The 25,649-nt window shown below is 40.4% G+C and carries 18 protein-coding genes; 9 read left to right on the top strand and 9 right to left on the bottom strand.

The genetic code is table 11. The annotated features are described in order from the left end of the window. Positions 1-2: 2 nt before the first annotated feature. The 5 genes from PIECOFPK_RS04390 to PIECOFPK_RS04370 form a co-directional block, all read right to left on the bottom strand. Positions 3-695: a phosphoadenylyl-sulfate reductase gene (locus tag PIECOFPK_RS04390; RefSeq protein WP_409966603.1), complete on the bottom strand. Its 693-nt coding sequence runs from the start codon at positions 693-695 to the stop codon at positions 3-5. A gap of 66 nt (positions 696-761) precedes the next feature. Beyond that, positions 762-1,397: a peroxiredoxin gene (locus PIECOFPK_RS04385; RefSeq protein WP_330973193.1), complete on the bottom strand. Its 636-nt coding sequence runs from the start codon at positions 1,395-1,397 to the stop codon at positions 762-764. A 115-nt stretch (positions 1,398-1,512) separates the two neighbouring features. Then, a complete protein-coding gene (locus PIECOFPK_RS04380) occupies positions 1,513-3,774 on the bottom strand; it encodes a tetratricopeptide repeat protein (RefSeq protein ID WP_409966602.1) in 2,262 nt (753 codons plus the stop codon). A gap of 120 nt (positions 3,775-3,894) precedes the next feature. Next, a complete protein-coding gene (locus tag PIECOFPK_RS04375) occupies positions 3,895-4,701 on the bottom strand; it encodes a helix-turn-helix transcriptional regulator (RefSeq protein WP_330973191.1) in 807 nt (268 codons plus the stop codon). 39 nt (positions 4,702-4,740) lie between these two features. Then, positions 4,741-5,469 carry a LytR/AlgR family response regulator transcription factor gene (locus PIECOFPK_RS04370; RefSeq protein ID WP_409966601.1) on the bottom strand — a complete coding sequence of 243 codons (729 nt, stop codon included), beginning with the start codon at positions 5,467-5,469 and terminating at the stop codon, positions 4,741-4,743. A 208-nt stretch (positions 5,470-5,677) separates the two neighbouring features. On the opposite strand from PIECOFPK_RS04370, the gene PIECOFPK_RS04365 reads away from it, so the two are divergent. From PIECOFPK_RS04365 to PIECOFPK_RS04340, 6 genes are all read left to right on the top strand, one after another. Continuing rightward, entirely contained in the window at positions 5,678-6,331 is a 654-nt protein-coding gene (locus PIECOFPK_RS04365; RefSeq protein ID WP_409966600.1) for a hypothetical protein, read from the top strand. 228 nt (positions 6,332-6,559) lie between these two features. After that, positions 6,560-6,904, top strand: coding sequence for a hypothetical protein (locus tag PIECOFPK_RS04360; protein WP_409966599.1), 345 nt, complete (start codon positions 6,560-6,562; stop codon positions 6,902-6,904). Positions 6,905-7,041: 137 nt separating this feature from the next. Beyond that, entirely contained in the window at positions 7,042-7,659 is a 618-nt protein-coding gene (locus PIECOFPK_RS04355) for a hypothetical protein (RefSeq protein WP_330973187.1), read from the top strand. A gap of 352 nt (positions 7,660-8,011) precedes the next feature. Continuing rightward, on the top strand, positions 8,012-8,719 hold the full coding sequence (locus PIECOFPK_RS04350; RefSeq protein ID WP_409966598.1) for a hypothetical protein: 708 nt from the start codon (positions 8,012-8,014) through the stop codon (positions 8,717-8,719). A gap of 112 nt (positions 8,720-8,831) precedes the next feature. Then, on the top strand, positions 8,832-9,323 hold the full coding sequence (locus PIECOFPK_RS04345; RefSeq protein WP_409966597.1) for a hypothetical protein: 492 nt from the start codon (positions 8,832-8,834) through the stop codon (positions 9,321-9,323). Between the two features lie 147 nt (positions 9,324-9,470). Next, on the top strand, positions 9,471-10,361 hold the full coding sequence (locus tag PIECOFPK_RS04340) for a hypothetical protein (RefSeq protein WP_330973184.1): 891 nt from the start codon (positions 9,471-9,473) through the stop codon (positions 10,359-10,361). A 357-nt stretch (positions 10,362-10,718) separates the two neighbouring features. Here PIECOFPK_RS04340 and PIECOFPK_RS04335 read toward each other — a convergent pair whose 3' ends face one another. The 3 genes from PIECOFPK_RS04335 to PIECOFPK_RS04325 are packed head-to-tail and all read right to left on the bottom strand — an operon-like array spanning position 10,719 to position 13,988. Beyond that, positions 10,719-11,126: an RrF2 family transcriptional regulator gene (locus PIECOFPK_RS04335; RefSeq protein ID WP_330973183.1), complete on the bottom strand. Its 408-nt coding sequence runs from the start codon at positions 11,124-11,126 to the stop codon at positions 10,719-10,721. 29 nt (positions 11,127-11,155) lie between these two features. Then, positions 11,156-12,151 carry a cation diffusion facilitator family transporter gene (locus tag PIECOFPK_RS04330; protein ID WP_409966596.1) on the bottom strand — a complete coding sequence of 332 codons (996 nt, stop codon included), beginning with the start codon at positions 12,149-12,151 and terminating at the stop codon, positions 11,156-11,158. Positions 12,152-12,194: 43 nt separating this feature from the next. Then, a complete protein-coding gene (locus PIECOFPK_RS04325) occupies positions 12,195-13,988 on the bottom strand; it encodes an LptF/LptG family permease (RefSeq protein WP_409966595.1) in 1,794 nt (597 codons plus the stop codon). A gap of 23 nt (positions 13,989-14,011) precedes the next feature. Here PIECOFPK_RS04325 and PIECOFPK_RS04320 point away from each other — a divergent pair, with 23 nt between their 5' ends. Next, the gene (locus PIECOFPK_RS04320) at positions 14,012-14,614 is read left to right on the top strand and encodes a hypothetical protein (RefSeq protein WP_330973180.1); all 603 of its coding nucleotides are present in this window, start codon (positions 14,012-14,014) and stop codon (positions 14,612-14,614) included. A 26-nt stretch (positions 14,615-14,640) separates the two neighbouring features. On the opposite strand, the gene PIECOFPK_RS04315 is transcribed toward PIECOFPK_RS04320, so the two are convergent. After that, the gene (locus tag PIECOFPK_RS04315) at positions 14,641-15,018 is read right to left on the bottom strand and encodes an START-like domain-containing protein (protein ID WP_330973179.1); all 378 of its coding nucleotides are present in this window, start codon (positions 15,016-15,018) and stop codon (positions 14,641-14,643) included. A 216-nt stretch (positions 15,019-15,234) separates the two neighbouring features. Between PIECOFPK_RS04315 and ffh the strand changes: the two genes are divergently transcribed. Next, complete coding sequence (gene ffh / locus PIECOFPK_RS04310) at positions 15,235-16,575, top strand: signal recognition particle protein (protein ID WP_409966594.1); 1,341 nt, start codon at positions 15,235-15,237, stop codon at positions 16,573-16,575. Between the two features lie 379 nt (positions 16,576-16,954). Continuing rightward, a complete protein-coding gene (locus PIECOFPK_RS04305; protein ID WP_409966593.1) occupies positions 16,955-25,636 on the top strand; it encodes a GH36-type glycosyl hydrolase domain-containing protein in 8,682 nt (2,893 codons plus the stop codon). Positions 25,637-25,649 lie beyond the last annotated feature (13 nt).

Below are 25,649 nucleotides of genomic sequence, written 5' to 3'. Positions count from 1 at the left end.
GCTTAGTTAACATGAAGTCCGCATTCTTTATGCGATACTTCCCACCACCAACGGCCGGCACGGGCATCTTCCCCGGGCTCGATAGCCCTGGTACAGGGTGCACAGCCAATACTGATGAATCCCTTGTCGTGTAAGGGGTTGTAGGGGGTGTTGTTTGCCTTTATATAATCAATCATTTGATCGTAGGACCAATGTATGAGTGGATTGAATTTGTATAACTGGCGGGCATCGTCCCATTCTAGCATTTTCATTCCTTTGCGATTTTCAGACTGCTCTGCACGCAGACCTGTAATCCAAACTTTAGCGCCTTGAAGAGCGCGATTCAGTGGTTTTACTTTCCTGATAAAGCAACACTCTTTACGATTATCTACAGATTCGTAAAAAGCATTAACCCCTTTTTCATTTACGTATTTTTCCACATCGGCAGTCTCGGGAAAATAAACCTGAATATTGGTTCTGTAACGGGCGTTGGTTTTTTCGAGTAACTCGTAGTGTTCGTTAAACAGTCGGCCCGTATCGAGCGTAAATATTTTTACAGGAAGTTGATTTCTGGCTATAGCGTGAGTAATCACCTGATCTTCCTGCCCCAGAGAGGTGGAGAACACCACTCCTTCAGGAAACAGTTGCGTTATTAAAGTAAGAGCTTCATCCAGTGAAGCGTTTTCTATATCCTGTATTTGTTGTTCTGTCAGCATTTCATTTTAACAATAGTTCATGGTTCATAGTTCACAAAAAATCATGAACTATGAACCCTTGCTGAACTATAAATTGGGTTGAGGAGTATAACGTAAGTAAGGTTTGATTTCTTTTACTCCTTTAGGGAATTTTTTAATAGCATCTTCAGTGCTGATAGAAGGCAACACAATTACATCCTGACCATGCTGCCAGTCTGCTGGTGTAGCCACGCTTTCGTATGCTGTTAACTGCAGTGAATCCAACACACGAAGTATTTCATTAAAGTTTCTACCAGTAGAAGCAGGATAAGTGATGATCAATTTAATTTTCTTATCCGGCCCAATGATGAACAAGGAACGTACTGTTGCCTTTTCAGAAGCATTGGGATGAATCATATCATACAAAGTAGCGATTTCCCTGTTCGGATCAGCCAGAATCGGGAAGTCTACACTACAGTTTTGAGTTTCGTTGATATCATTTTTCCAGCCATGGTGGCTTTCCAGCGGGTCTACACTCACAGCCAGAACTTTGGTATTACGCTTCGCAAATTCTTCTTTCAATTGAGCAGTTCTACCTAACTCTGTAGTACATACAGGAGTATAGTCCGCAGGGTGAGAGAAAAGAATACCCCAGCCATCTCCTAGGTATTCATGAAATTTAATTTCCCCCTCTGTAGATTGTGCGGTAAAGTCAGGGGCAATGTCGCCTAATCTTAATGCCATAGTAGTATAATTTTAAAAGTGGACTGCAAATATAATTCATTTTTCAAAACCCACCAAGTTGGTAGAGTATTATGGCAAAAAGACGGCTCGTTTGGACATATTTTTTTAACCTTCTTTACATAATTATTTGAAAAACAGATCCTTTTTCGATGCTTGATTGATAATATACTCTACAATTAATAGCCTTGGCTAGATCACGAATAAGATGTAAACCGAGTCCGTGGCGTGTGCTTACTACAGCATTCTCGTTATATAAGGCCTCCAATTGTTCCTCGTGCACGCCCGGACCATTGTCGGTAATACTTAATTCTACTTTACTGCCATTTGTATGGCTTTTCCAAACAATTTGTGGATTCTTGGTATTGGCCAATGCCTTTACTGCGTTGGAAGTTAGATTGTACATAATGGTTTTGAGATAATCTTCATCCGAACGTACCACTAACTGACCGGGGTTATGAAATTGAAAATTTATGTTCGGCTGGTGAAATTGTTTTTGAAGAAATTCAAATAAATCCTGCACGGGAATAGTCTTTTGTTGAGGGGCAAACCGCTCCATTTGGCTCTTACTCCACAAAAGCATTGCTTCCATCGTTTCCAATAAATTTTCTGCGGATTCGGTTAATTGTTTTTGGTGATGCGCTTCACGTTCTTTGTCAAAAATATCCGGCATTTCCTTTTGCAGATGCAAAAAGTTAATCAGGTTCACGATAGGACCACGGAGATCGTGGCTAAGGATGCCAAAAAATTTGGTCTTAATTTTATTGGCTTCATCCAATTCGTTATTCAAGGTTAGCAAAGTAGTATTTGTTTTACGGCGTACTTGATTCTGGTGAAAAAGAAGGCCTCCCACAACTGCGATGAGTAACAATCCGGCCAAAGAAAGATTTCGCAGGTTCTTTTCAGATTGTATTTTTATTTTATTAGCGGCTTCCTGCTTTTGTTGATGGGCTAATAGCTGCGTCTGTTCCTGCTCGCTTCTTAATTGAGCCATTTTAAACTCTGTCGCTATTGCTTGTCGTTTTAAAGCTTCTTCCTGCTGCAATTTCTGCCGCTCGGCTTCTGATTTTGCCCTTGCCTGTTTTGTTTCATACTCATGACGCAACGATGCCAATTGCATTTCTTTTTGCAAAGCCAATTGCTGCTGCTGATGAACGAATTTCACGGAATCGGCCTTCCGCTCATTAATATATTGCAATTCTAAAGTAGCTGCCTTTTTAATGTTTTTTTCGTTAAAGACTTTCTCTTTATATACTATGTGTTGTTTATAATTATAGAGAGCCCTCTCATAATTACCGTCCAAACTATCAGCCACTGATAGATTTTGATACACGTCGGCATACACTACATCCGAATTGAGCTCTTTTGCTATAGCCAATGCCTTCTCCAACCAGGGACGAGCCTTCGATGGCTGCTGTAGCTTGTTGTACATACTGGCGATATACTGGTAGTTTCCCACCTTTAGCCACGGTAAGGTAGCGTTGCTATTCATCATTTCATCCGCCGCAAGATAAGTTGCTAAAGCCTTTTCATCATCTCCTTCTTCCTCATATATACGTCCAAAGTTCATCTGCGCAGCTTGTAAAGAGGAATAATCTTTCAGCTCCTCAAAAATGGGAATTGCCAATGCCAACTGCCTCCTAGCTTCAGTAAATTTATGTTGACTTTTAAGCACCAACGACATGTTAAGGTGAGAGATTGCCATAGCTGGTTTATCTCCTATCTCCCCAGAAATGCTCAATGATTTTCTCAAATTCTCCAGCGCACGATCCAGTTCATTTATGTGTAAATTAGCTGCACTTAAATTCAAATAGTTATAAGCCATCATTTTTTTGTTTCCCAATGCTTCGGCCATCTTTAATGATGCTAAATAATTTTCTATGGCCATCGGATAATTTCCATCGCGAGAATCATTGGTGCCTAGGTTCAAATAAGCGGTGAGTAGGGCGTTCTTATCATCTAAGTTGGTAAAAGTATGAATAGCTTGTCGAAGTATATCGCGAGATGCAGCGTGATTCCCTTGATCCATATAAATAGCACCTAACGATGTTTGCACTACAGCAATTTCTTTAGCAGCTCCCAGCTGTTTCCAAATCTTAATAGCTTCTTCCAATGCAGACAGCGCAGCATTATATTGCTTCTGGTAATAAAATGCATCCCCTATTCCTTTTAAAGTTGTGGCAATATTTCGTTTATCATCCGCCTTTCTATACTCATGGAGGACTTTTTCATAGTAATATAAAGCAGAGTCGTAACGGAAGGCCGCAAAATATTGCTGGGCTGTGCTCAACAATGAGTCGGTGATAGCTTTTTTTACAGACTGTGTCCAAGAAAACAGGCACGTAAAAAGCAGTCCCACTGTAATAAAGTACCTCATCATGCCGATTGGTTTAAAATATACGCTATCTCCTTATTGTCCCGGTATAAAGTTATAAACAGAGAAAGTGTATAAGAGCTGGAGAGAAAAAAATCTCCATTTTTTACAATACGACTTATAGGCCTATATTACCTTATTAATATCATTTACTTGACTAATAAAATCCTGCGGTGTTATGGCCAGATAACGAGTAAAATCTTTGTATAAATGTGAAGCATCGTAATAACTATACTGCGCAATTTTCTTATCCAGCACCTTGGGGTTAAGGATGTAGTCCTTAACTAAACTGTTAAATCGTACCATAGAAGCTAGTTGTTTTGGTGAAGCTCCTACATATTGTCGAAAGCTGTCTAACAAATTGCGCTGGCTCGTGCAAGACTCTCGCGCTAGGGCTTCAATACTGATCACCCCTGATGTTCTTCTGATAAGGTTTATGGCTCTTTGTACATAAGAAAAATTATAAGGTATCTTCTTTAAAAGTTTGTTAGTAAGAAAAAGATGGATATGCTGCCATTTTTCCTCTATAGTACGGGCTTCCTGTATCCTTTCATTTAAAATACGAAATGACTGACCGTTGTAGCTGATATTACCTGCTCTATTAAAAAAATGAACAGCGTCTTCCTGCCAAAAAACACCTGTAGCCTGCGGATAGAGTAATACAAGTATAACATCCATTTTGGCCGGTATCGTAAACAAACTGGGTAATATGCCTTCCCCACCAAAATATATATTACAGGGTTGAAATATTAATTCAATTCCAGCAAATTGGTTGGTTATATTGAGTGTGTTTTCTAGCGAAAAAATAAAAGCAGGATGAAAACGTGGAAGTATTTTAAAGCTAAAACTTTCCTGAGCATTGCGCTTGAGCCATAAAGCGCTTTTTATATAGGGACTTAAGTGCAACGGTATGGGCAGCGAACGAGCTTGCATCAGCAGGCTGAATTTTTAATTGTGATATAAAAGTTATTATCAATCTTCAGATGCATTGAAATATAATTGTTGCAGCCCTTCCTTATAACTTCTCCCTACCGGTATTTTTACATCATTAACCCATACATGCTGGGGTGTTATTCTATCAATAAAATGCTTTTGCACTGCGTAACTTCTGTGTACTCGCACAAAACTTTTAAAAGAAGGGTTTGTAAGTAAGTTTCCTAAAGATATCAATACACAATGCTTCTTTCTTCTCGTTACAATACGGGTATAATCCTTCAATGCCTCCAAGTAAAGAATCTCATGTAACTTTATCTTGATATGGTTATGACCATCTTTAACAAAGATTGTATCGCCATTTAGACTATAATCGAACAACTCTGATTTATACTTTAACTCCAGGTACGCTTGCAATCTCATCATGGCTCTGTCAAACCTTTCTGCCTTCAATGGCTTCACTAAAAAGTCGAGTGCAGCCACTTCGAAACTTTCAATAGCATAATCGGGGTAAGAAGTAATAAATATACAGGCATCTATACTCATAAGTTGCCGACGCAGCTGAAGACCACTTTTTTCTCCCATATCAATGTCCAACAGTAGAACCTGTGGTTTGAGTTGATTCACTTCCGCCAACGCTGCTTCTGCATTTTCATAAACACCCACAATATTTAGAAACGCATATTTTTTTGCAAAGGCCAACGTGGTCAATCTATCTATTTCATGATCATCGGCAATAATGCAGTCGTATATATTGTTAAAAGCCACATAACAAATTTAAACTATTTCTGCTGTTCATCGATTCAAAATGTAGTTGGTCGATTAGCTTTTTTATACCTTTCATCTGGAGCGTAATTTTACCATGCATCAAGGAACACACACAGAAATAACATAAAAATATGTTCACCAAATTTTAAAAAATAAACGAACTATCATTAATCGCATTGACAATTTACTAAACGTTAAAGCTATAATTATGAAAAAAACAATTCTTATTCCAATGTTACTACTAGCCTTAGCTGCTTGTAAAAAAGACGGTGCTGATACATCGAAAGAACCTGACACGCCCAAACAACCATATATAGTTTTAAAAACGGAAAAAAATGCGAACACCGCAACAATAACATTACTCACCGATGCCGAACCCTCTGATCGTGCAGATGTATGGATAGACTTAAATAATAACAAGATAAAAGATCCTGGAGAAGAAGTAACCAAATTTGACAACTTTAATGAATATGCAACATATGAATTAAAGGGTAGCCAAACCATTACCTTGTACGGAAAGGTTACGGTATTTGGTTGCGGTAAACAAGAAATCAGTAGCTTGGACGTATCAAAAAACCCGGCTTTAGTGACACTTTATTGTGATGATAACAAGCTCAGCAGTTTAGACTTATCGAAAAACACAGCCCTACTTAATTTGCTGTGCATTAATAATCAAATAGCAGGCGATCATATGAAGCAACTCATCAATAGCCTGCCTGCTAATAACGAAGAGAAAATGGCTTTGATAAAGGAAAATGGTGATGGCAATAGTCTACCTGCACAAGCCGAACTACAAGCAGCTAAAGCTAAAAACTGGAAGTTGTACCAATTGACGGGTATCTATGTAGAGTTACTAAACTAACTATCACAAATTTCGGAGCTAATCTGTTAATATCATTATAGGCAATCTTTTATATAATGAATGAGTAGACTCAGAATTAGCAAAAGAAGAAGAAAGATAATGATACTCATGTTACCTCTTAAAACATACTTTCTCCGCAATTCCTCCTAAAGGAAGATATCCTGTAAAGGAATATTTATGATATATCTCCCTGACGGTAGACATGGCGTGAAATAAAAACCAAACACCATGAATTATAATAAACAAATAACCCGCTATTACTGGAGCATTAACCCCATATTCCGTATGTATTCCACCATCTTCTTATATGGGTCCATAAATGGGAGTGAACTTATTGGTCGCTTATACTTTGAAGACGACAATACGCCTACCCTTACACCTCACCGCTTTGAAAACAATTGTCTTGTTCTTTTTTTCAGATGGAGAGATATGCCATATATTATTGATATGCTACGCAATGAGTCGCCACTATGGCTATGGGCTTATATCAATGGCGATAAAATTGAAAACGCCACCATTTCCACCGATGCAGAGCCTGTGGGTGAAGGAGAATTATTAAAATACGAACAATAATATAGACCCTTTACAGGGCAATTTTATCCAATTATAAAAAGCATCAAAAATCTCTCCGCATCAAGGTTGCCCAAGTTTGCTCTTGCTTAGAATAAATTCCCAATCCACAACAATTCTCTCACTTATCATTCTTAATCATGAAAAATCAAACACCACACATCGAGGCCAGTATGCTTCAAAAGAAGATTACCGAAATTTACCAGCGTTTCAAGCCCGCACCCGATAATGACGATGAAGCTTCATCGCCCTGGTCATTAATTATGCAGATGGCGCTAGAACGCACCACGCATCATCTCTCAAGACTGGAAATACTGGGACGATTCAACCCCTACATATGGGAAGTGATTGGAGATCGTATGCATCGCATCAATACCGACTTTGGGTATCTCAATCCCCAACCCATACCGCCCCGTCAGCTCTTAGCACGTGTGTTGGCACAAGTCGTTGTAGAACGCACCCAACTAATATCAGATATTTCGGAAGGGCTGCAAGAAGGAAGTGCCGAAAAAACTGCAGGCAATTTTATGGCTCAGTTCGTCGATGAAATTTGTGGCACCCGACCCAAGATAAAAATACCTCCGGGTTGGCCTTGGATCTGGCCCCAACCCGAACCCGAGCCCGATCCTCGTTGGCAAATTTTAGAATTGACCACAATTGCTGAGGTACTTATTGCCGCATCCTTGCATAGCAACCTAAAAGACACCTATCAAAAGGCTGCTTCAAAAATTATTGATACCGCATTAAGCAAAACGTAACGAGATATACTATAAAAAAGCTTGTCTCTATGGACGATTTCCACATCAAAAGATGTCCTATTGCTGAGAATGGTGGAGATCTTAGAAGTATCGAACAATACAGGAATTGTAATTATTTCAAATTATAAACTGGAGTTATGTTCTAGTAAATACAAAAGGATATTTGAGTAAAAATTGCTTACATCTTATACTAGAAGCTTCTAACACTTATAGCTTCAAAAAAACATTGCATACTAATGAAACAAGTAGGGATTTAAAAAGCTAGTCAGCTATACAAGGTAATATATTAGGTATCTAGACATTCTTACTCCTTCGCGTTTTAATAATATTTCCAACCATCAATAAAATAAATATGAAACAAAAAACAATAATAATCATAACAGGCATACTGTTATCAGTAACCTGTTGCGCACAGAACCAGTATTTTCAACGATATGACGATAGCATATTACTGAAAAAAGATAACGACGCGCTGATTGATGATTTTGAAGTCATGATAAAACAAGTATCTCCGACTTTTAGTTTTAATGGCCTCTCAACAGAAATACCCGACAGATTTATGCCCGGCATGTATTTACATAGAACTAATAAAATATATCACATTACATGGCAAACAGGATGGCCGCCAATGCAAAACTTTTTGACTAAAATAACCGGCACTACCGACAGCGCGCAATTAATGGGAATGTTGTTTTTTCACGGTTTTTATTTTCCACACGAAGTAGGGCATGCTTTGCAGTACCACACCCAAATGGTTCCTGACAATAAATATGATGAAGAGTATGAAGCTAACGTTATGGCAGTCTTATACTGGCGCAGCAAGGGCAGATATCAAGAGTTGCAACAATGTCTTACTCTGGCCCGGAAAGTGTTGGCACATTTGAAGAATCCGGTTCCTGAGAATGAAGATCAGAAAACTTATATAACCCAACATTACGACGAGTTGCTTAAGGATCCTTTTCAATATGGATATATACAATTCTCTCAAATAGCTCAAATATTGGAAGACACAACATTACCAGATTTCAAAACCTATGTAAAAAGATATTTTGACAAATAGAGTGCGGTAGATGTAGCATACCTATTATCATATTATCAGGTAATATGGGTTTACAACTTTTGCAAACCTAACCTGAGTTTTAACTGAAGCATTTAATCTTCCCTTTTCAACAATGAATCTATTAAAAACTATACAACTGATATTGTCTTTAGTCATTGTTTTACATATCTCAGGACAAGTAGCGGTTAAAAAACGTGGGCCGGTAACGGGTTTATACAGGATAACAGAAGTAGCAGATACAAATTTTCATTTGCTTAAAGTAGGTGATATAATAGAGATTTCCTCAACCAAAGGGTTTGTTCACCATAGAAAAGGGAAGCTGCTTCACCATTACAAAATGAAACCCACAACAATAATCACCAAACGTGTAGCGCCTTGTATTTTTCCTCCCTGTCCAGAGTTTAAAGATACCATACCGGCTTTTTATGTTGAAGCCATGAAGCGCATTATAATGATTAGCGACCTCTCATCCAAAAGTTATTTAAATATAACGGAAGCAAGACATGATGTACATACAGCGCAAATACCCCAAGCTGTCCCCATACATCTCGGGTGTGTGATGAAAAAAATTAAAATAAAAAAGAATCCAACAAATACTCATTAGCTACTTCATGCGAGCAGTAGCAAGTGTAAAAGAGCATAGTGGATGTAGTTTATGAATTTAAAATATCGTTGAGATAGGAATAGTTTTCACAATGTCACCACGTTTTTAGTTTTATTCTAAATATAAATTTTCTTAAATCTCCAAAAAATGAAATCGTCTATTCAACTTATCAACCTCTTGTTTATCATTTGCATATTTCAGCAGCAAATGCATGGCCAATCATCATCTAATAAAGTGCGTAAAGATGTCCTAGATCGCCATAATGCCATCAATGAAAACTTTAAATTGCTAAACCCTGCAGAAAAAACCGATATCAGCAAACCTTTCAAAATTTCCGGTTACGGCCTACCCGGTGCCACAGTTGAAGTTCAGGTGCGGCCGATATCAAAGGGCGGAGATAGTGGCCCTGTTCTCGTTTCAGGTGGTGTAAATACTAGAGAACCTCAATATTTTACGGCAACTGTAGATGCCAATGGTGCCTGGTCCTTACCAAAGGCGGTAAGTGTATCATTTAAAAAAAATGCAACCGATCGCCGCATTCATGTAATAGCCGGACAATACAAAGGTGCCTTGAAAATGCAACAACCTGTGGTGCGGGAAATAAAATTGGACAATGCCTTTAAAGTAGTTACCGGTACTATCAACACTCCTTTAAAAATCACATCGCATAAAGATGGCGACCGAGCTGTGGGACCTATCCAAATATTAGGTACTGGTCAACCGGGATTAAAAATACAAGTTAGCCTCTATGCCTATGCATCCGTTACGAGAAAAAAATCAGACTGGGAAAAATTCCATAACCTAATTATTACACCTAGTACACTGGAAAAAGCTCAAATTAAACAACGCCACTATCAAACCTATCATGTTACTATAGATCAAAATGGCAAATGGTATATTCCCGTGTTTCAGCATTTTGGTCATACGGACTGGATGAAAAACGCCTTTATCCCCTTTGCATGGTTGGTAATTGCACAATCGGAAGACCCCAATTATCGCAACGGGCACTCTATCTCTATTAAACTAAGAAGTGAATAAACACTAGTTATGGCAAATCATAAAAGAAAAAAAGTAAATAAAAAAACAGCCAAGCCAAAGCCTGTGATTACTATTTTGAAAGCATTGCCACAGCCTGTAAAATCAACACAACGGAAAAGCAAAAAATAAAACTCATCAAAACACAATGCCTTTAATGCCCTTTTGGTTTTTATTATACCTAGTAAACCGCAAAAAACGACGCCTGTTTTGTTCGGCATTATAAGCGTCCAAAGATGAGGCAGGAGCTGGCAGTGCTAATAAGTAACGATTGCGAATTCCATGATTGCAAAAATGAAAACGCAATACTAAATAGTATTATTTCATTCTACCGCACATCAAAATTGCTTGCGAATAGATTTAATCTTTCAAATCGGCTAATGTTCTATTTTCAAGAATGGCTAAAGTAGCATCACGCACCTGCTTCATAATATCATGCAACCCGCAATGCTTTTCATCGCAATTTTTACATCGCTCATAAAAGTTGAGACTAACACAGGGTAGCATTGCAATAGGACCATCAATCAAACGGATGATCCTCGTCATCTTAACTGAGGCGGGATCTACTTTAAAAAAATATCCCCCTCCTTTCCCTTTTTTACTATCGAGAATATCCGCTCTTTTTAACTCCAGCAGGATGTTTTCTAGAAACTTTAACGGTATTTTCTTCTTTTCAGCAATTTCCGAAATCAAAACAGGCCCTTTCTGTTGCCTTTCAGCAAGATAAGTAAGTGCCTTGAATGCATATTGAGATTTTTTGGTAAGCATATTTTCAACACTACGAATTTACTACACTTTTAACTATAATGCTTTTTATTATTCAGCACATTGTCCAGTGTCCACGCCACCTTTTTCTCAAAAGGTTGTTTGCGTACTGGGCAGTCTTTTTTCAGGCATATAGGACACTGCACCCCTTCTACACAACCATCTGAATGTACAAAAAGTTCTACAGATGCCCCATATGCTTCTTTTATAATGTTCGAAAAAATATCTATCTCCTCATGTGCCTCCCGCACGTTAAAGTACCAGGGTACTGTTAAATGGGCATCTATATGAAAAATACTCCCGTACTTGATAATGCGTAAGTTATGTAAATCAATCCAATTTTCCCTACGATATCCGTTGATATACTGAATCATTTCTTCCTGCAGTACCTTATCTGCCTCATCCATTATTCCTGCTATGGAGCGCCGAATGATATTATATGAAGTATAAAGAATAAATCCCGCCAATATTACGGCCACCATTGCATCTATCCAGTAAATACGGGTAAAATAGATGACAATTAACCCCGCAATTACAGCCAGCGTGGAATAAGTATCGGTTTGTAGATGTCTGCCGCTAGCCTCTAGCGCCAGAGACCGGTTCTTTTTCCCCTTTTGGATGCATACAGCACCTAGCGCGTAATTGATAATTGCGGTGATGGCAATGAGTATAATGCCTAAATCGACTCTTTCGACAGGTACAGGATTGATAAGCTTCCGAATCGCTTCATATAATATAAAAATTCCTGTCGCCCCGATTAAGATACCCTCCACAGCCGCCGACAGAAACTCGGCCTTGCCATGACCATAAGGGTGATTGCGATCGCGAGGCTGTGCAGCTATGAACAAACTGTAAGCCCCCACAAAACCCGCTACTACATTTACGATGCTTTCCATGGCATCGGTAAGAATGGCCACCGAAGCCGTAAAGTAGTATGCTGCAAACTTCAGAACTACCAGTACAAGCGATACCGATGCAACCCATTTTTGCATTCTTAAGTTTTGCAATGGAACAGAAGGTTGCATCATGTGCTACAATTTGATGTAAAACGAATGATCCCTAGTGCTTTTATTATGAACGCTGCCTTTTTATCAGTTGTACCAGGCTGCGCTTCAGTCGTAAATAAAACTCCTTATTAAACAGATTGGAATCATGCATCGCCTTATAAATCAAAAATACACCTATTGGCACTAATACAAAAGTAGCCAACCACATACCTGTAAAGGCGCTCATCTCCAGCTCTTTCGCCAGCTTTTCCCCTCGGGTAGACACAAAGTAAAAAATCATAAAAAAGATAATGGCAAAAATCATGGGCGTACCCAATCCTCCCTTACGGATAATAGAACCCAGTGGCGCTCCAATCATAAACAACACAATGCAGGCCAACGCTAGGGATACTTTGCGATGCCATTCGATTTTATACTTCTGTAACGTTTTTTGTTGATCTTCTATGATGCTAGTATTGAGTTCTATATTGCTCTTTAAATTACGAATAACCGTCATAGCTCTGGTGCTCACATCATCGCGGGCACTGTCTGGAAGCAAAGCATCAAAACTATTGGGATCTTTCTTCACCGCTGCAGTAGCAGTATGTATACTATCCTTGTGCTTATCAGCTGTATCAGTAGCCTCTTTGGCCACCACAGCATTACTATCAGGGGATGTAATACTGTCTTTCCGTACAGAATCTGCACGGTTCTGTACCATATTCTTTTCTTTTTCGTTGTTTTCGCGGTCCCTTATATCAAGAGCTTTGGAAATTGTAGGGCACCCTTCCTTGATATTATTTTTCCGCTTGGCAATGGCCGTTGCTGCGGTAGATGTATCAGGGGTTTTGCTACGTGTCGTGTCTTTTATAGCACTACTCGTATCCTTGCTGGATGTAGCGGCTTTACCACTCAAGTAGGCTTTGATGTTGGCATCGAAATTCAGAATAGAATCGGGAATCTTGGTGTCCTTCAACACACTATCCTTATAAATAAGGACCTGTAGCCCCATATACAAATTATCCTTAAAATTTTTTAAGGTGATAGAGTTGTGTTTGTTCATGGAGTCGATGGCCACATCCAGCTGACGCATGTTATACATCCGCTCGTTGATGTTTGTGCTATCCTCGCTTTTTTTAAAGCTGAAAGCACTGATATCCATCTGCATTTTATATTCCTTAAATCCCAGTCTGATGTATTCGGTAACAGAGTCGTTTTTATTGCCTCGCTCCTGATAACGCCACCCGTTTTTAAATACAATATCCAGAAAACGCTTATCGGGCGAGGGTTTCATTACTCCGTCATTAGCAACAAGAAAATTATCCTGCAATCCGTAATCATCATCCTGAAATACGATGACATCTCGAATGATACTATCGTTGGGTTCTTTTTTCCCAATTTTAATCGCAAACCTGTCAATGCCGTCAAAAAATACCCCCTCTTTAATGGCAAACGCGGGTTTAGCTAACACGATATCAGCAAGCAGGGTTCGCGACTTCAGATTGGCTACTGGAATGACATAGTTTGAGAACAAAAAAGCACCTGCACTGATCATACCGGCCACCACAAATAACGGCATCATAAAACGCAGCAATGAAATTCCAGCCGATTTAATCGCCACCAGCTCGAAACTTTCACCCAGATTTCCGAAAGTCATCAGAGAGGATAACAGAATGGAGAGGGGTAACGCTAAAGGAATTAATACCGCGCTTTGGTACCAGATGAATTGAAGAATGGTTTGTGCATCCAGCCCCTTCCCTACAAAATCGTCAATCCACAGCCAGAAGAACTGCATAATCAGCACAAACAGCGTAATGAAAAAAGTGGCCACAAACGGGCCAATAAACGCTTTTATTATAAGTTTATCGAGTTTCTTCACCTTTGCAATTAATATCTTTACAAATGCAGTTAGCAAAAATACACCTTTCCTCCCAGCAGATGAAGCTTGTTAGCAATCCTGAATGGATTTTAACAAAGAACGCCATCCTACAACATATCCAATCAGCATTTGGGGACCTTTTTGCGGAGCAGCAACAATGTATTTCAACAGTCGTTTTACCGGAGGCCATTCGAAAGACCGGGGGAAAAATATCCAAAGGAGAAAACTACCTAGGTTTGCCGTGGATTGTACTGGATCATCCTCGCTTTTTCACCCGAACAGACATTTTTGCCATACGTACTATGTTTTGGTGGGGAAAATGCTTTAGTACGACGCTGCATCTTTCGGGGCAATGGCAGCAACACTTTTCCGAAAAACTCCTAGCGGCTTTTGAAATACTTCAAAAGCACGATTTCCGGATAGCATACCAAGGCCATGAATGGGTGCACGATGTTAATGATAGCAGCTATCTTTCATTACAGCAAATAAAGCAGGAAGAATTCGGACGCATTTTGAAGCAAGCCTCTTTTGTAAAAATTGCTGCCTGTACTGCCATCACCAATGCGAACACGGCAACAAGAATACTTATGAATCAGTTCGACATACTGGTTAGCGCAATAAAATAGATGAACATGTCGTATCAGCATGCTTATTAATTACCCAGTCGGTGAAACAGATCCTTAACCTGATAATCCCACAATTGCGATTGATCCTTAATATCTTTCTTTTCAGCGAAATCGGTAATAACTAAAATGGTCTGATTGGTAATTTCCGATTTATCAATCCTGAACTCAAAATACTCGTCTTTTGGAGCTCCTACCCACCTGAAGCGTATAAAGCTCTCCTCCTCCTTTTCGAGCACTTCGGCTTCCTCTACACTACCATTCCAACCGAAGTAAAATTTACCGTCGCGTTCATCAACAGTCTCGGCAAACCACTCTCCCAGCCCGTTAGAAGTAGCCAAAAACTCGTATAAAATTGTGGGGGAGCAACGCACAGGATACTCCAGTGTGAACTTCTGTTTACTCATCTTCACATAAATTAGTACTCAATAAGTCGCAATTATATAAAATTTATGATACCAACAAAATTTATTTTTAATACCTCCAGAATACCTCATTCTTTACAGGATATCAGTACATTTTATATTAAAGGACTTACTTATAAACGTTTCTCGTTTTAAAGATGCCTCTTCACGCTATGCGAACTAATAGCTATCTTTGCACCCCATTTATATCAGGAAATTATGTTTAGTAACCTTCAGGATAAATTAGAAAGTGCCTTTAAAAACCTTAAAGGGCAAGCTAGAATTACCGAACTTAACATTGCATCCACGGTAAAGGAAATTCGTCGTGCATTGGTGGATGCTGATGTAAACTATAAAATAGCAAAAGAGTTTACGGACAAAATAAAGGAAAAGGCCATTGGGGAGAAAGTAATCAACTCCATCAGCCCCGGACAGCTCATGGTAAAAATCGTAAAAGATGAGTTGGCCGAGCTGATGGGTGGCGAGGAAGCCCCTTTGAATGCCAAAGGCAATCCGGCTGTTATTCTTATTGCAGGATTACAAGGTAGCGGTAAAACTACTTTCAGCGGTAAACTGGCTCATTACCTGAAGACCAAAAAGGGGCTCAACCCTTTACTGGTTGCAGCCGATATTTATCGTCCGGCAGCTATTGAACAATTGCGCGTGTTGGGAGAGCAGATTGGTGTAGAAGTGCATATGGAACCTGAAAACAAGGATGCCGTAAGCATTGCTCGCGCTGCTGTAGCCGGTGCCAAAAGCAAAAACAAAAATGTAGTTATTATAGATACTGCCGGTCGTTTGGCTATTGACGAGGAAATGATGACCGAGGTGGCTAACATTAAACATGCTGTAAACCCACAGGAAATTCTTTTTGTGGTGGACAGTATGACCGGTCAGGATGCCGTAAATACGGCCAAAGCGTTCAACGAACGCCTAGATTTTACCGGGGTGGTACTTACCAAATTAGATGGTGATACCCGCGGGGGGGCGGCCCTTTCTATCAAATACACAGTAAACAAGCCCATTAAGTTTATCAGCAATGGTGAAAAAATGGACGCCTTGGATGTGTTCTATCCCGAAAGGATGGCACAACGTATCCTAGGTATGGGCGATATCACCTCGCTGGTAGAACGCGCCCAACAGCAGTTCGATGAAGAACAGGCCAAAAAAATCGAAAGCAAAATCAGAAAAAATAAATTTGATTTTGCCGATTTCAAAGCTCAGCTGGAAATGATTAAGAAAATGGGCAACATGAAAGATCTTTTGAGTATGATCCCCGGTGTAGGCAAGCATGTAAAAGATCTGGACATCAGCGATGATAGTTTTAAGGGCATTGAAGCGATCATCGATTCCATGACGCCGGAAGAACGCTCTAATCCCGATATCATCAATGGCAGCCGCCGCAAGCGCATTGCTTTAGGTGCCGGAAAAGATATTGCCGAGGTGAATGCTTTCATGAAGCAGTTCGAACAAATGCGCGAGATGATGAAAAATATGAATAAAATGGGTGCCTTTGGACGTATGATGCCGGGAGGTTTCGGCGGACTTAAAAGAAGATAATTTCCGGATTTTTCGAAAATATATACATTAAAAAAATAAAACCGTGTTTCTCACGGATTTATTAATCTTTTTTCGTTTTTATTTGTTATTACTACAGTAATTATTATTCCGACTGTAAAAAAGCTTTATAGTACCTCATCTTACCGACGAGGTCTTATAAGCTATTATTCTCATACATATGAGAAATCGATATGAAACGATTGGATTTCATATGATTACCAGCATGTTTTTATACGCAGAGACCCTAACTGTATAGACAGGGGTTGCAGTTTTAATTTTTTTACCGAACTCTAAGGTTGTTGCACAACAGGGCGTCATACTTGAAATATAAAAGTGCTGACGAAAGGAACCCTGCCCAAAAATCGTTATATTGTTTACTATGAAAATCAACAAACCCGTTGATATTGTTATGAAAATGCGTGAATACTTTAGCTCAGGACAAAGTCATGACTTTAAAGATGAAGCGCCTTTCAGACTCGATTTACTGAGTAATGCTCAGATGAGGTCATTAGGCGAACGCATCGCATTAGAACATACAATATTAAAAAACCAACAATCCGATAAAGTCCTTAGAAGACTTAATGAAAACGAAGAGGTTATTATAAAAGTACAACAACTACTAACAGAGGCTGTAAAAGACAAGTATACAATAGCGCCAGCAAGTGAATGGTTTCTGGATAACCTCTATCTGATAAAAGAACAAATTAGCATTGCCAAAAAACACCTACCAAAAGGGTATAGCAAAACCCTTCCTATTCTAGCTTCAGGGAAATCGGCAGGAATGCCGCGCGTATACGATATAGCGTTGGAGATTATTTCGCATAGTGACGGAAGAATCGATATCGCAAACCTTACCGCTTTCATCGAAGGATATCAAAGCAATAATATACTTACTATCGGGGAGCTGTGGGCCATTCCCATTATGCTGCGATTTGCAATTATCGAAAACATTCGGCGCATAGCATCCCGCATAGCCATAGATAGACTTGATAAAAACGAAGCCATTTATTGGGCAGAAAAGTTTATTACGATTGCTCAAAAAGAACCTAAAAAAATTATCATTGCTACCGCCGACATGGCCAAAAGCAATGTATTGCTGAGTAGTGCATTTGTAGCCGAATTTACTAGGAGATTACAAAGCAAAGGACAGGGTTTGTCGATGCCACTTTCCTGGCTGGAAGAACAACTGACAGACTCCGGACATTCCATTGCCGAAATGGTAAACCTGCACAGCCAGAATCAAGCTGCAGATCAGGTTTCCATGCGCAATAGCATCGAAAGTATTCGCTTGCTTAAAACAACCGAATGGAAAAAATTTGTAGAGAACGTTAGCATTGTTGACAAAATACTCAGTGAAGATATTACGGGTATCTATCCTAAAATGGATTTTGAAACCCGCGACTATTATAGACATGAAATTGAATGGCTGAGTAAAAAAGCGCAAAAACCCGAGCACGAAATTGCCACCACTGCTATTGCTTTAGCTAAAGCAAAACAAGCTGCTGGCAAACCCTTACGTCAGCAACACGTAGGATATTTTTTTATAGATAAAGGGCGTGATGAACTTATTAGCGCTTGTGGTGCTAAACTTTCTTTTATAGAGCAGTTAACCCGGATACTGGACAAAAAGCGATTCTTCTTATACGCAGGATCCATTTTACTGCTCGCACTGCTAATAGGCGCCTTCATTGGTTCTGTAATTTATAAATACGGTCACCCCATATGGTTGGCAATATTTACAGGAGTACTAGGATGTATCCTCGGTGGCAACTTTGCTACTGTATTTGTAAACTGGATAGCCACCTCCCTCGTAAAACCCAAGTTTTTACCAAAGCTGGATTTCTCCAAAGCCATTCCGGCCGAGTACAGCGCGATAGTAGCAGTACCTTGCCTTATTACCAGTAAGGATGGTATTGCAGAACTCGTAAGCGATTTGGAAGTAAGATATCTTTCCAATCCACAACGCAATCTTTTTTACTGCCTGCTTACAGATTTTGCCGATGCTCCTGAGGAGCACATGCCTAACGATGAAGAACTCCTGAACTATGCGGTTGAAGAAATTGAGCTATTAAATCTTAAATACAGAAAGGAGAATGAGCCTGATCGCTTTTTTCTGATGCATCGACCTCGCAAGTGGAATCCACGAGAAAAAGTATGGATGGGCTACGAACGCAAACGCGGTAAATTGGGCGAACTCAATAGTCTGTTAAGAAACACAGGTCACCACGATTTTTCGAAGATCGTAGGCGATATTCAGCACCTCTCCAATATAAAATATGTAATCACCTTGGATGCTGATACCGTATTACCCCGTGAGTCGGCATGGAAGATGATCGCCACTATGGCGCATCCACTCAATCAGCCAGTGGTGGATCCCCAAAAACGTAGAGTGGTAGAAGGATATGGCATATTGCAACCGCGTACAGCAGTTAATATGCCCGGCAACACCGCTTCTCTATATGCTAGAATGCATAGCAATGATTCTGGCATTGACCCCTACACTATGCTGGTATCAGATGTATATCAAGATCTTTTTGGTGAAGGCTCTTTCATCGGAAAAGGAATTTATGATATTGACGTTTTCGAAGAAATATTAGGTCACGCTTTCCCTGAAAACCGCATACTGAGCCACGACCTTCTCGAAGGTTGCTATGTACGCTCGGGATTACTTACCGATGTACAAGTTTTTGAAGACTATCCCGAAACCTATTGGACAGATGCCAGCAGGCGTCATAGATGGATTCGTGGCGACTGGCAGATTGCATCTTGGGGAATGCCTTTCGCACCCGATGCCAATAATAAACTTAAAAGAAATTACATCTCTGCTTTATCCAAATGGAAAATATGGGATAATATAAAGCGTAGTCTGGTAACACCGGCCTTATTAGTGCTCATTGCGCTTATATGGCTTATATTTCCTCATCCTGCATTATGGATGATAGGCGTATTGGTATTCTGGTTTTTCATGCCGGTATTTACAACGCTAATACAGCTGGCTCGCAAACCCAAAGATCTGGATATAAGATATCATATAGCCGATACGGCAACCACTTTCAAGTACAACTTATATCAGGTGCTTTTTAACATAGCCTGCATTCCTTTCGAAGCGTATCACAATGCCGATGCCATAATTCGCGCTAACTGGCGAATATTGATCTCAAAACGCAAGTTACTTCAATGGACGCCTTTCGCTGCACAGCGCACAAAATCAAAGAAAACTATAGCAGAAGCATATGCTTACATGTGGCCTGCTGTTTTTATTACTATAGGCCTTACAGCACTCATCATTCTCTACAACGCATCTGTACTTCCCTTTGCCTTACCGCTGTTATTATTATGGTTGTTAGCTCCGGTAATTGCTTGGCGAGTAAGCAAACCTAAAACCAGAAAAGCTTTTAGTCTTTCAGCAACCGACCGAGATTTCCTGCATATCATCAGTCGCAAAACTTGGGCTTACTTTGAAGACTTTGTGGGTGAAGAAGATCACTATCTAGCGCCGGATAATTATCAGGAAAAACCTATCGCCGTAATCGCACATCGTACTTCACCAACAAATATTGGTCTTGCTTGTTTAGCGAGCCTTTCGGCTTATGACTTTGGTTATATATCATTGTGTAAACTGGTTGAGCGTATTCAAAACACATTTTACTCGCTCAATCAGCTAGAACGATACAGAGGTCACTTTTACAATTGGTACGAAACAACTACGCTACAACCGCTATATCCCAAGTACGTATCCATGGTAGACAGCGGAAATTTTGTAGCAAACATGATGGTATTACGGCAAGGGTTATTTGAAATACTCCATGACAAGTTAATCTCTAATAAATTTTATCAAGGATTATACGATACACTCCTTACTGCTAAAAGTACCATTAGCGAAAAAGCACAGCTAGCAGCATTTGCTACAGTGGAGAATTATTTACTGCAATTGTGTAAGTCGCCGGTAACCAGACTGGATATCCAACACACTTATTTCGACAAACTGCACCAGCAAGTACAAGAGCTTCAGGAACAAGTTGGCATCAAGGAAAACGAAGAGTGTGTGATGTGGTTGCAGAAATTTGAACAGCAAATACAGGACATGAGGAACACATTAGCCCTCTTAGTACCATGGAGAGGGCTACTGCCTATACCACAGGAGCTAGAAGAGCTGAAGGTTCTGGAACAGATACCTTCTCTAATAGATATTCATCAATATAAACAATCCGTATTGCCGATTATTGAGCAATACCTCAATGATCCCTCAAAAGCAGCATATAAGGAACAACTGATACAACTATCTCAAACGTTACAAGAGGCACTAAGCAACGTATTACAAAAGTTCAGTAAGATTGAAAAACTGGCTAATGAGTGCTCCGGATTTGCTGATGTAGATTTTGAATTTTTGTACGACAAATCCAAACATTTATTCCATATAGGTTATAATGTTAGCGAAGATGTAAAAGATAAGAGTTATTACGACATGCTTGCCTCTGAAGCAAGATTAGGTATCTACACAGCTATCGCACAAGGAAAGGTACCTCAAGATACATGGTTTTCGTTAGGCCGCTTGATTACCAACGAAGGCATCTCTCCCGTGTTACTTTCTTGGAGTGGCTCCATGTTTGAATATCTTATGCCTGATTTGCTCATGCCTTCTTATGAAAATACCTTATTGGAAAAAACTGCAAGAGGGGTAGTGCAAAATCAGATTGATTATGCAAAACGCAAAAATATTCCTTGGGGTATTTCCGAATCAGGATTTAATTTGGTTGATGCACATCTGAACTATCAATATCAGGCTTTTGGTGTACCAGGGCTGGGATTGAAAAGAGGATTAGGACAAGATCTGGTCATAGCACCATATGCAACTATGATGGCTTTAATGGTAGAACCCCAGAAAGCATTAGACAATCTGAAACTAATGGCTAAAAACGGTTTTGTGGGAAGATACGGATTTTATGAGGCCATAGATTATACACCGTCTAGAATGCCGCGAGGAGAGTCGCATGCTATAGTACGCTCTTTCATGGTGCATCATCAGGGTATGGGCTTCCTAGCACTAGCGCAATTATTGCTGGGCGAAAAGATGCACCAACGTTTCGAAAGAGACCCGCAATTCCAGTCTGCACTATTGTTGTTAAAAGAACGTCCGCCCAAAACTTCTACATACTTTACACAGGAAGAAAGTACGGATAATATGATTGTAAGCAGTTACGAATCGCATATCCGTATTATTAAAACACCGGATACACCGGTACCTGAAGTACAACTACTTTCAAACGGACGTTATCATATGGCCATCAGTAATGCTGGTGGTGGTTACAGCAGATGGCACAAGCTATCGGTAACAAGATGGCGTGAAGATGTCACCAAAGATAATTGGGGAACCTTCTGCTATATCAAAGACCTTGCAACAGGTGAAATCTGGTCCAATACTTATCAGCCTACGCTGAAAAAATTAAAGGTAGATGAAACCATTTTCTCACAAGGACATGTAGAGTTTAGGCGCATGAATGATGCCTTTGAAACAAAAACGGATATTGTAGTATCACCTGAAGATGACATTGAAATTCGACGAATAAAAATCACCAACCGCACCAATAATGTAAAAACCTTAGAGGTAACGGGTTATACCGAAGTAGTAATAGCACCTCAGGCTGCTGATGAAGCGCATCCGGCATTTAGCAATTTATTTGTACAAACAAAAATTATGGACGAAGCCGGTGCAATAATGTGCACACGACGTGCCAGATCCAGAAACGAACAACAGCCCTGGATGTTCTTCATGATGCATGTATCCCAAGCAGAAAAAGAAGAAGTTTCTTATGAATGCGACCGCATGAAATTCATCGGTAGAACGCGTACGCTGGAAGCTCCTGCAAGTGTTGTAACTGATGGTATGCTGAGTGGCTCCAGCGGATCGGTATTAGACCCCGTTGCTGCCATAAAACATAAAATCACACTTAAACCTCGACAAACCGCCGTTGTTGAAATTATTATCGGTATCTCCGAAACTGAAGAAAGAAGCAAAGAGCTAATTTATAAATATCACGATGTACACATCAAAAATAGGGCGTTTGAACTGGCATGGACACACAGTCAGGTATTGCTGCGGCAGATCAACGCTAGCGAATCAGAAGCGCAATTGTTCAACGCCATGGCGGGTCATATCTTGTATGCCAATGCTACACACAGAGCCGATGCATCCATTATTGCCAGCAATAAAAAAGGACAATCAGGTCTTTGGGGATATGCTATTTCGGGAGATTTACCGATTGTATTGCTACGAGTGCAGGACAGCGAAAATATCACACTTGTAAAACAACTGATAAAAGCGCATTCCTATTGGCGCCTGAAAGGGCTGGCCGTAGACTTGGTAATTTGGAACGACGACTTTGGCACTTACCGTCAATTGTTACACGATCAAATTGTAGACTTTGTAGCAGCAATTGGAGGCTCGGTAATGGACCAGCCCGGAGGTATTTTTGTTCGACAAGGCGATCAGTTCACAACCGAAGACAGAGTGCTGCTTCAAACCACAGCCAGACTTATCTTTTATGACAACGGTGGTACGCTGCAAGAACAAATGAGCAGACAAAAACCGCTTAAGAAACTGCCGCCGTTACTAAATATTGCAGGCACCGAAGAAAAATATTCTAATATCGTGCTGGAACTGCCACCAGATTTAATCTTTAACAATGGCATTGGTGGATTTACCAAGGATGGTAAGGAATACTTCATTCTCACAGATGCGCTTCATACCTCACCTGCCCCTTGGGTAAATATTATAGCCAACGAGCAGTTTGGCACTATGATTACTGAAAGCGGATCATCCTACACCTGGGCCGAAAATGCACACTCCTACAGGCTTTCACCTTGGAAGAATGATCCGGTATCCGATACTACCGGCGAAGCTTATTACATACGCGACGAACAAAGCGGCCGATATTGGTCGCCTTCGCCTCTCCCTGCAAAAAGCGGAGAACGATATATTACGCGCAATGGGTTTGGATATACGGTTTATCAGCATGCCACCAATGGTATTTATTCCGAAATGTGGGTGTATGTGGATGTAGACGATCCTATAAAGTTTGTAGTAATTAAACTCAGAAATCTGAGTCCCAAACCAAGAAAACTCTCTGTAACCGGTTATGTGGAATGGATTTTGGGCGATACTGCTACCAACACACGCATGCATGTGGTTACGGAGAAAGATCTGGAAACCGGCGTACTCTTTGCAAGAAATGCATATAACAGTGTTTTTGCCGAAAGAGTTTCTTTCTTCGATGCAGACGGTCCTAACAAATCTTACACCTGCGACCGAACCGAATTCATTGGAAGAAACGGACTGCTTTCTCATCCAGAAGCACTCCGTCGCGAGCGCTTGTCGAATCGCTATGGAGCTGCACTCGATCCGTGTACAGCCATTCAGATTAGCGTAGAATTACAACCTGAAGAGGAAAAAGAAGTCATCTTTAAACTAGGTAGCGGCAAAAACGAACAGGAAGCCCGCAACCTTGTTGTAAAATATAAATCATCCGAGAAAGTGCATGAAGCTCAATCCAAGGTCCATGATAAATGGAACCATATTCTAGGAGCGGTTTATGTAAAGACTCCGGATGAAGCCTTTAATGTATTGGTAAATGGATGGCTGGTGTATCAAGTATTGGCCTGTCGTGTATGGGGACGCAGTGGCTTCTATCAGTCAGGTGGTGCTTTTGGTTTCCGCGATCAGCTGCAAGATGTACTGGCATTGATGCACACCCGTCCTGATATCACCCGTGCTCAAATTCTGCTGGCAGCTTCCCGACAATTTAAAGAGGGTGATGTGCAACACTGGTGGCATCCACCAACAGGACGGGGTGTACGCACTACATGCTCCGACGATTATCTGTGGTTGCCTTATGTAACGACACGATACATCGAAACTACAGGCGACCTAGGAGTATTAGAAGAATACGTCTCTTATATAGAAGGAAGACCGCTAAGACCCGATGAAGAAAGTTATTACGACCTACCTGTTTTCCTCAATGATTGGGAAACTTTATACAATCATTGCAAACGAGCCATTAATTACGGACTGAAATTTGGTGAGCATGGATTACCGCTTATCGGTTCTGGCGACTGGAACGATGGTATGGATAAAGTAGGTGAACATGGAAAAGGTGAAAGCGTGTGGTTAGGTTTCTTCTTATATTATGTATTGATCAAATTTGCAGAGTTGGCCCAAGCCCAAGGAGATGAAGCATTCCATCAAAAATGCATCTCCGAAGCTGAGAAGTTAAAAGATAATATCAACAAATATGCTTGGGATGGTGCTTGGTATCGGAGAGCTTACTTCGACGATGGCACACCGTTGGGATCTGCACAAAACGAAGAGTGCAAGATTGACTCCATCTCCCAAAGCTGGTCTGTAATTTCCGGTGCCGGTCATGTGGAAAAAACCGGTATAGCCATGACTTCACTCAATGAGCATCTGGTTGACAGAAAAAATGGTATTATTAAACTTTTGACCCCCGCATTTGACAAATCAGATCTATACCCAGGTTATATAAAAGGTTATCTGCCGGGTGTAAGAGAAAACGGCGGACAATATACCCACGCAGCCATATGGGCTATTATGGCATTTGCTCAGATTAAGGATAAAGAACGAGTGTGGGAATTGTTCTCTATGGTAAATCCGGTAAACCATACAAAAACTCCAGACGATATCCAGCAGTATAAAGTGGAACCTTATGTGATGGCTGCCGATGTGTACGGAGTAGCGCCACACGAAGGCCGTGGCGGATGGACCTGGTACACCGGTTCTGCCGGATGGACTTACCAGTTGGCCATAGATTATATCCTCGGATTAAAAAGAAAAGGTCAGCAACTTCAGCTTACTCCCTGCATACCCGATAACTGGCCCGGATTTGAAGTAAATTACCGCTTTGGTAATACTTTCTATCATATACGGGTAAATAACGAACATAAAAACGGAAGCATCCAATATACTCTCGATGGCGTCTTATTACAGGAACAGTTTATCCCTTTGCAGGACGATGGAGGCGTGCATGAAGTTGTCATCGATATTTAGCATATATTAGTAA

Source organism: Chitinophagaceae bacterium C216, from assembly GCA_028485475.2.
Lineage (GTDB): Bacteria > Bacteroidota > Bacteroidia > Chitinophagales > Chitinophagaceae > Niabella > Niabella composti.
Note: the sequence above shows the minus strand (reverse complement) of the source record. Positions and strands in the feature narration are given on the sequence as shown.

What these genes read in the sequence shown, in the direction of transcription:
- PIECOFPK_RS04390 (WP_409966603.1), bottom strand. Translation starts at nt 695, where the DNA reads ATGCTGACAGAACAACAAATACAGGATATAGAAAACGCTTCACTGGAT.
- PIECOFPK_RS04385 (WP_330973193.1), bottom strand. Translation starts at nt 1,397, where the DNA reads ATGGCATTAAGATTAGGCGACATTGCCCCTGACTTTACCGCACAATCT.
- PIECOFPK_RS04380 (WP_409966602.1), bottom strand. Translation starts at nt 3,774, where the DNA reads ATGATGAGGTACTTTATTACAGTGGGACTGCTTTTTACGTGCCTGTTT.
- PIECOFPK_RS04375 (WP_330973191.1), bottom strand. Translation starts at nt 4,701, where the DNA reads ATGCAAGCTCGTTCGCTGCCCATACCGTTGCACTTAAGTCCCTATATA.
- PIECOFPK_RS04365 (WP_409966600.1), top strand. Translation starts at nt 5,678, where the DNA reads ATGAAAAAAACAATTCTTATTCCAATGTTACTACTAGCCTTAGCTGCT.
- PIECOFPK_RS04360 (WP_409966599.1), top strand. Translation starts at nt 6,560, where the DNA reads ATGAATTATAATAAACAAATAACCCGCTATTACTGGAGCATTAACCCC.
- PIECOFPK_RS04355 (WP_330973187.1), top strand. Translation starts at nt 7,042, where the DNA reads ATGAAAAATCAAACACCACACATCGAGGCCAGTATGCTTCAAAAGAAG.
- PIECOFPK_RS04350 (WP_409966598.1), top strand. Translation starts at nt 8,012, where the DNA reads ATGAAACAAAAAACAATAATAATCATAACAGGCATACTGTTATCAGTA.
- PIECOFPK_RS04345 (WP_409966597.1), top strand. Translation starts at nt 8,832, where the DNA reads ATGAATCTATTAAAAACTATACAACTGATATTGTCTTTAGTCATTGTT.
- PIECOFPK_RS04340 (WP_330973184.1), top strand. Translation starts at nt 9,471, where the DNA reads ATGAAATCGTCTATTCAACTTATCAACCTCTTGTTTATCATTTGCATA.
- PIECOFPK_RS04335 (WP_330973183.1), bottom strand. Translation starts at nt 11,126, where the DNA reads ATGCTTACCAAAAAATCTCAATATGCATTCAAGGCACTTACTTATCTT.
- PIECOFPK_RS04330 (WP_409966596.1), bottom strand. Translation starts at nt 12,151, where the DNA reads ATGATGCAACCTTCTGTTCCATTGCAAAACTTAAGAATGCAAAAATGG.
- PIECOFPK_RS04320 (WP_330973180.1), top strand. Translation starts at nt 14,012, where the DNA reads ATGCAGTTAGCAAAAATACACCTTTCCTCCCAGCAGATGAAGCTTGTT.
- PIECOFPK_RS04315 (WP_330973179.1), bottom strand. Translation starts at nt 15,018, where the DNA reads ATGAGTAAACAGAAGTTCACACTGGAGTATCCTGTGCGTTGCTCCCCC.
- ffh (WP_409966594.1), top strand. Translation starts at nt 15,235, where the DNA reads ATGTTTAGTAACCTTCAGGATAAATTAGAAAGTGCCTTTAAAAACCTT.
- PIECOFPK_RS04305 (WP_409966593.1), top strand. Translation starts at nt 16,955, where the DNA reads ATGAAAATCAACAAACCCGTTGATATTGTTATGAAAATGCGTGAATAC.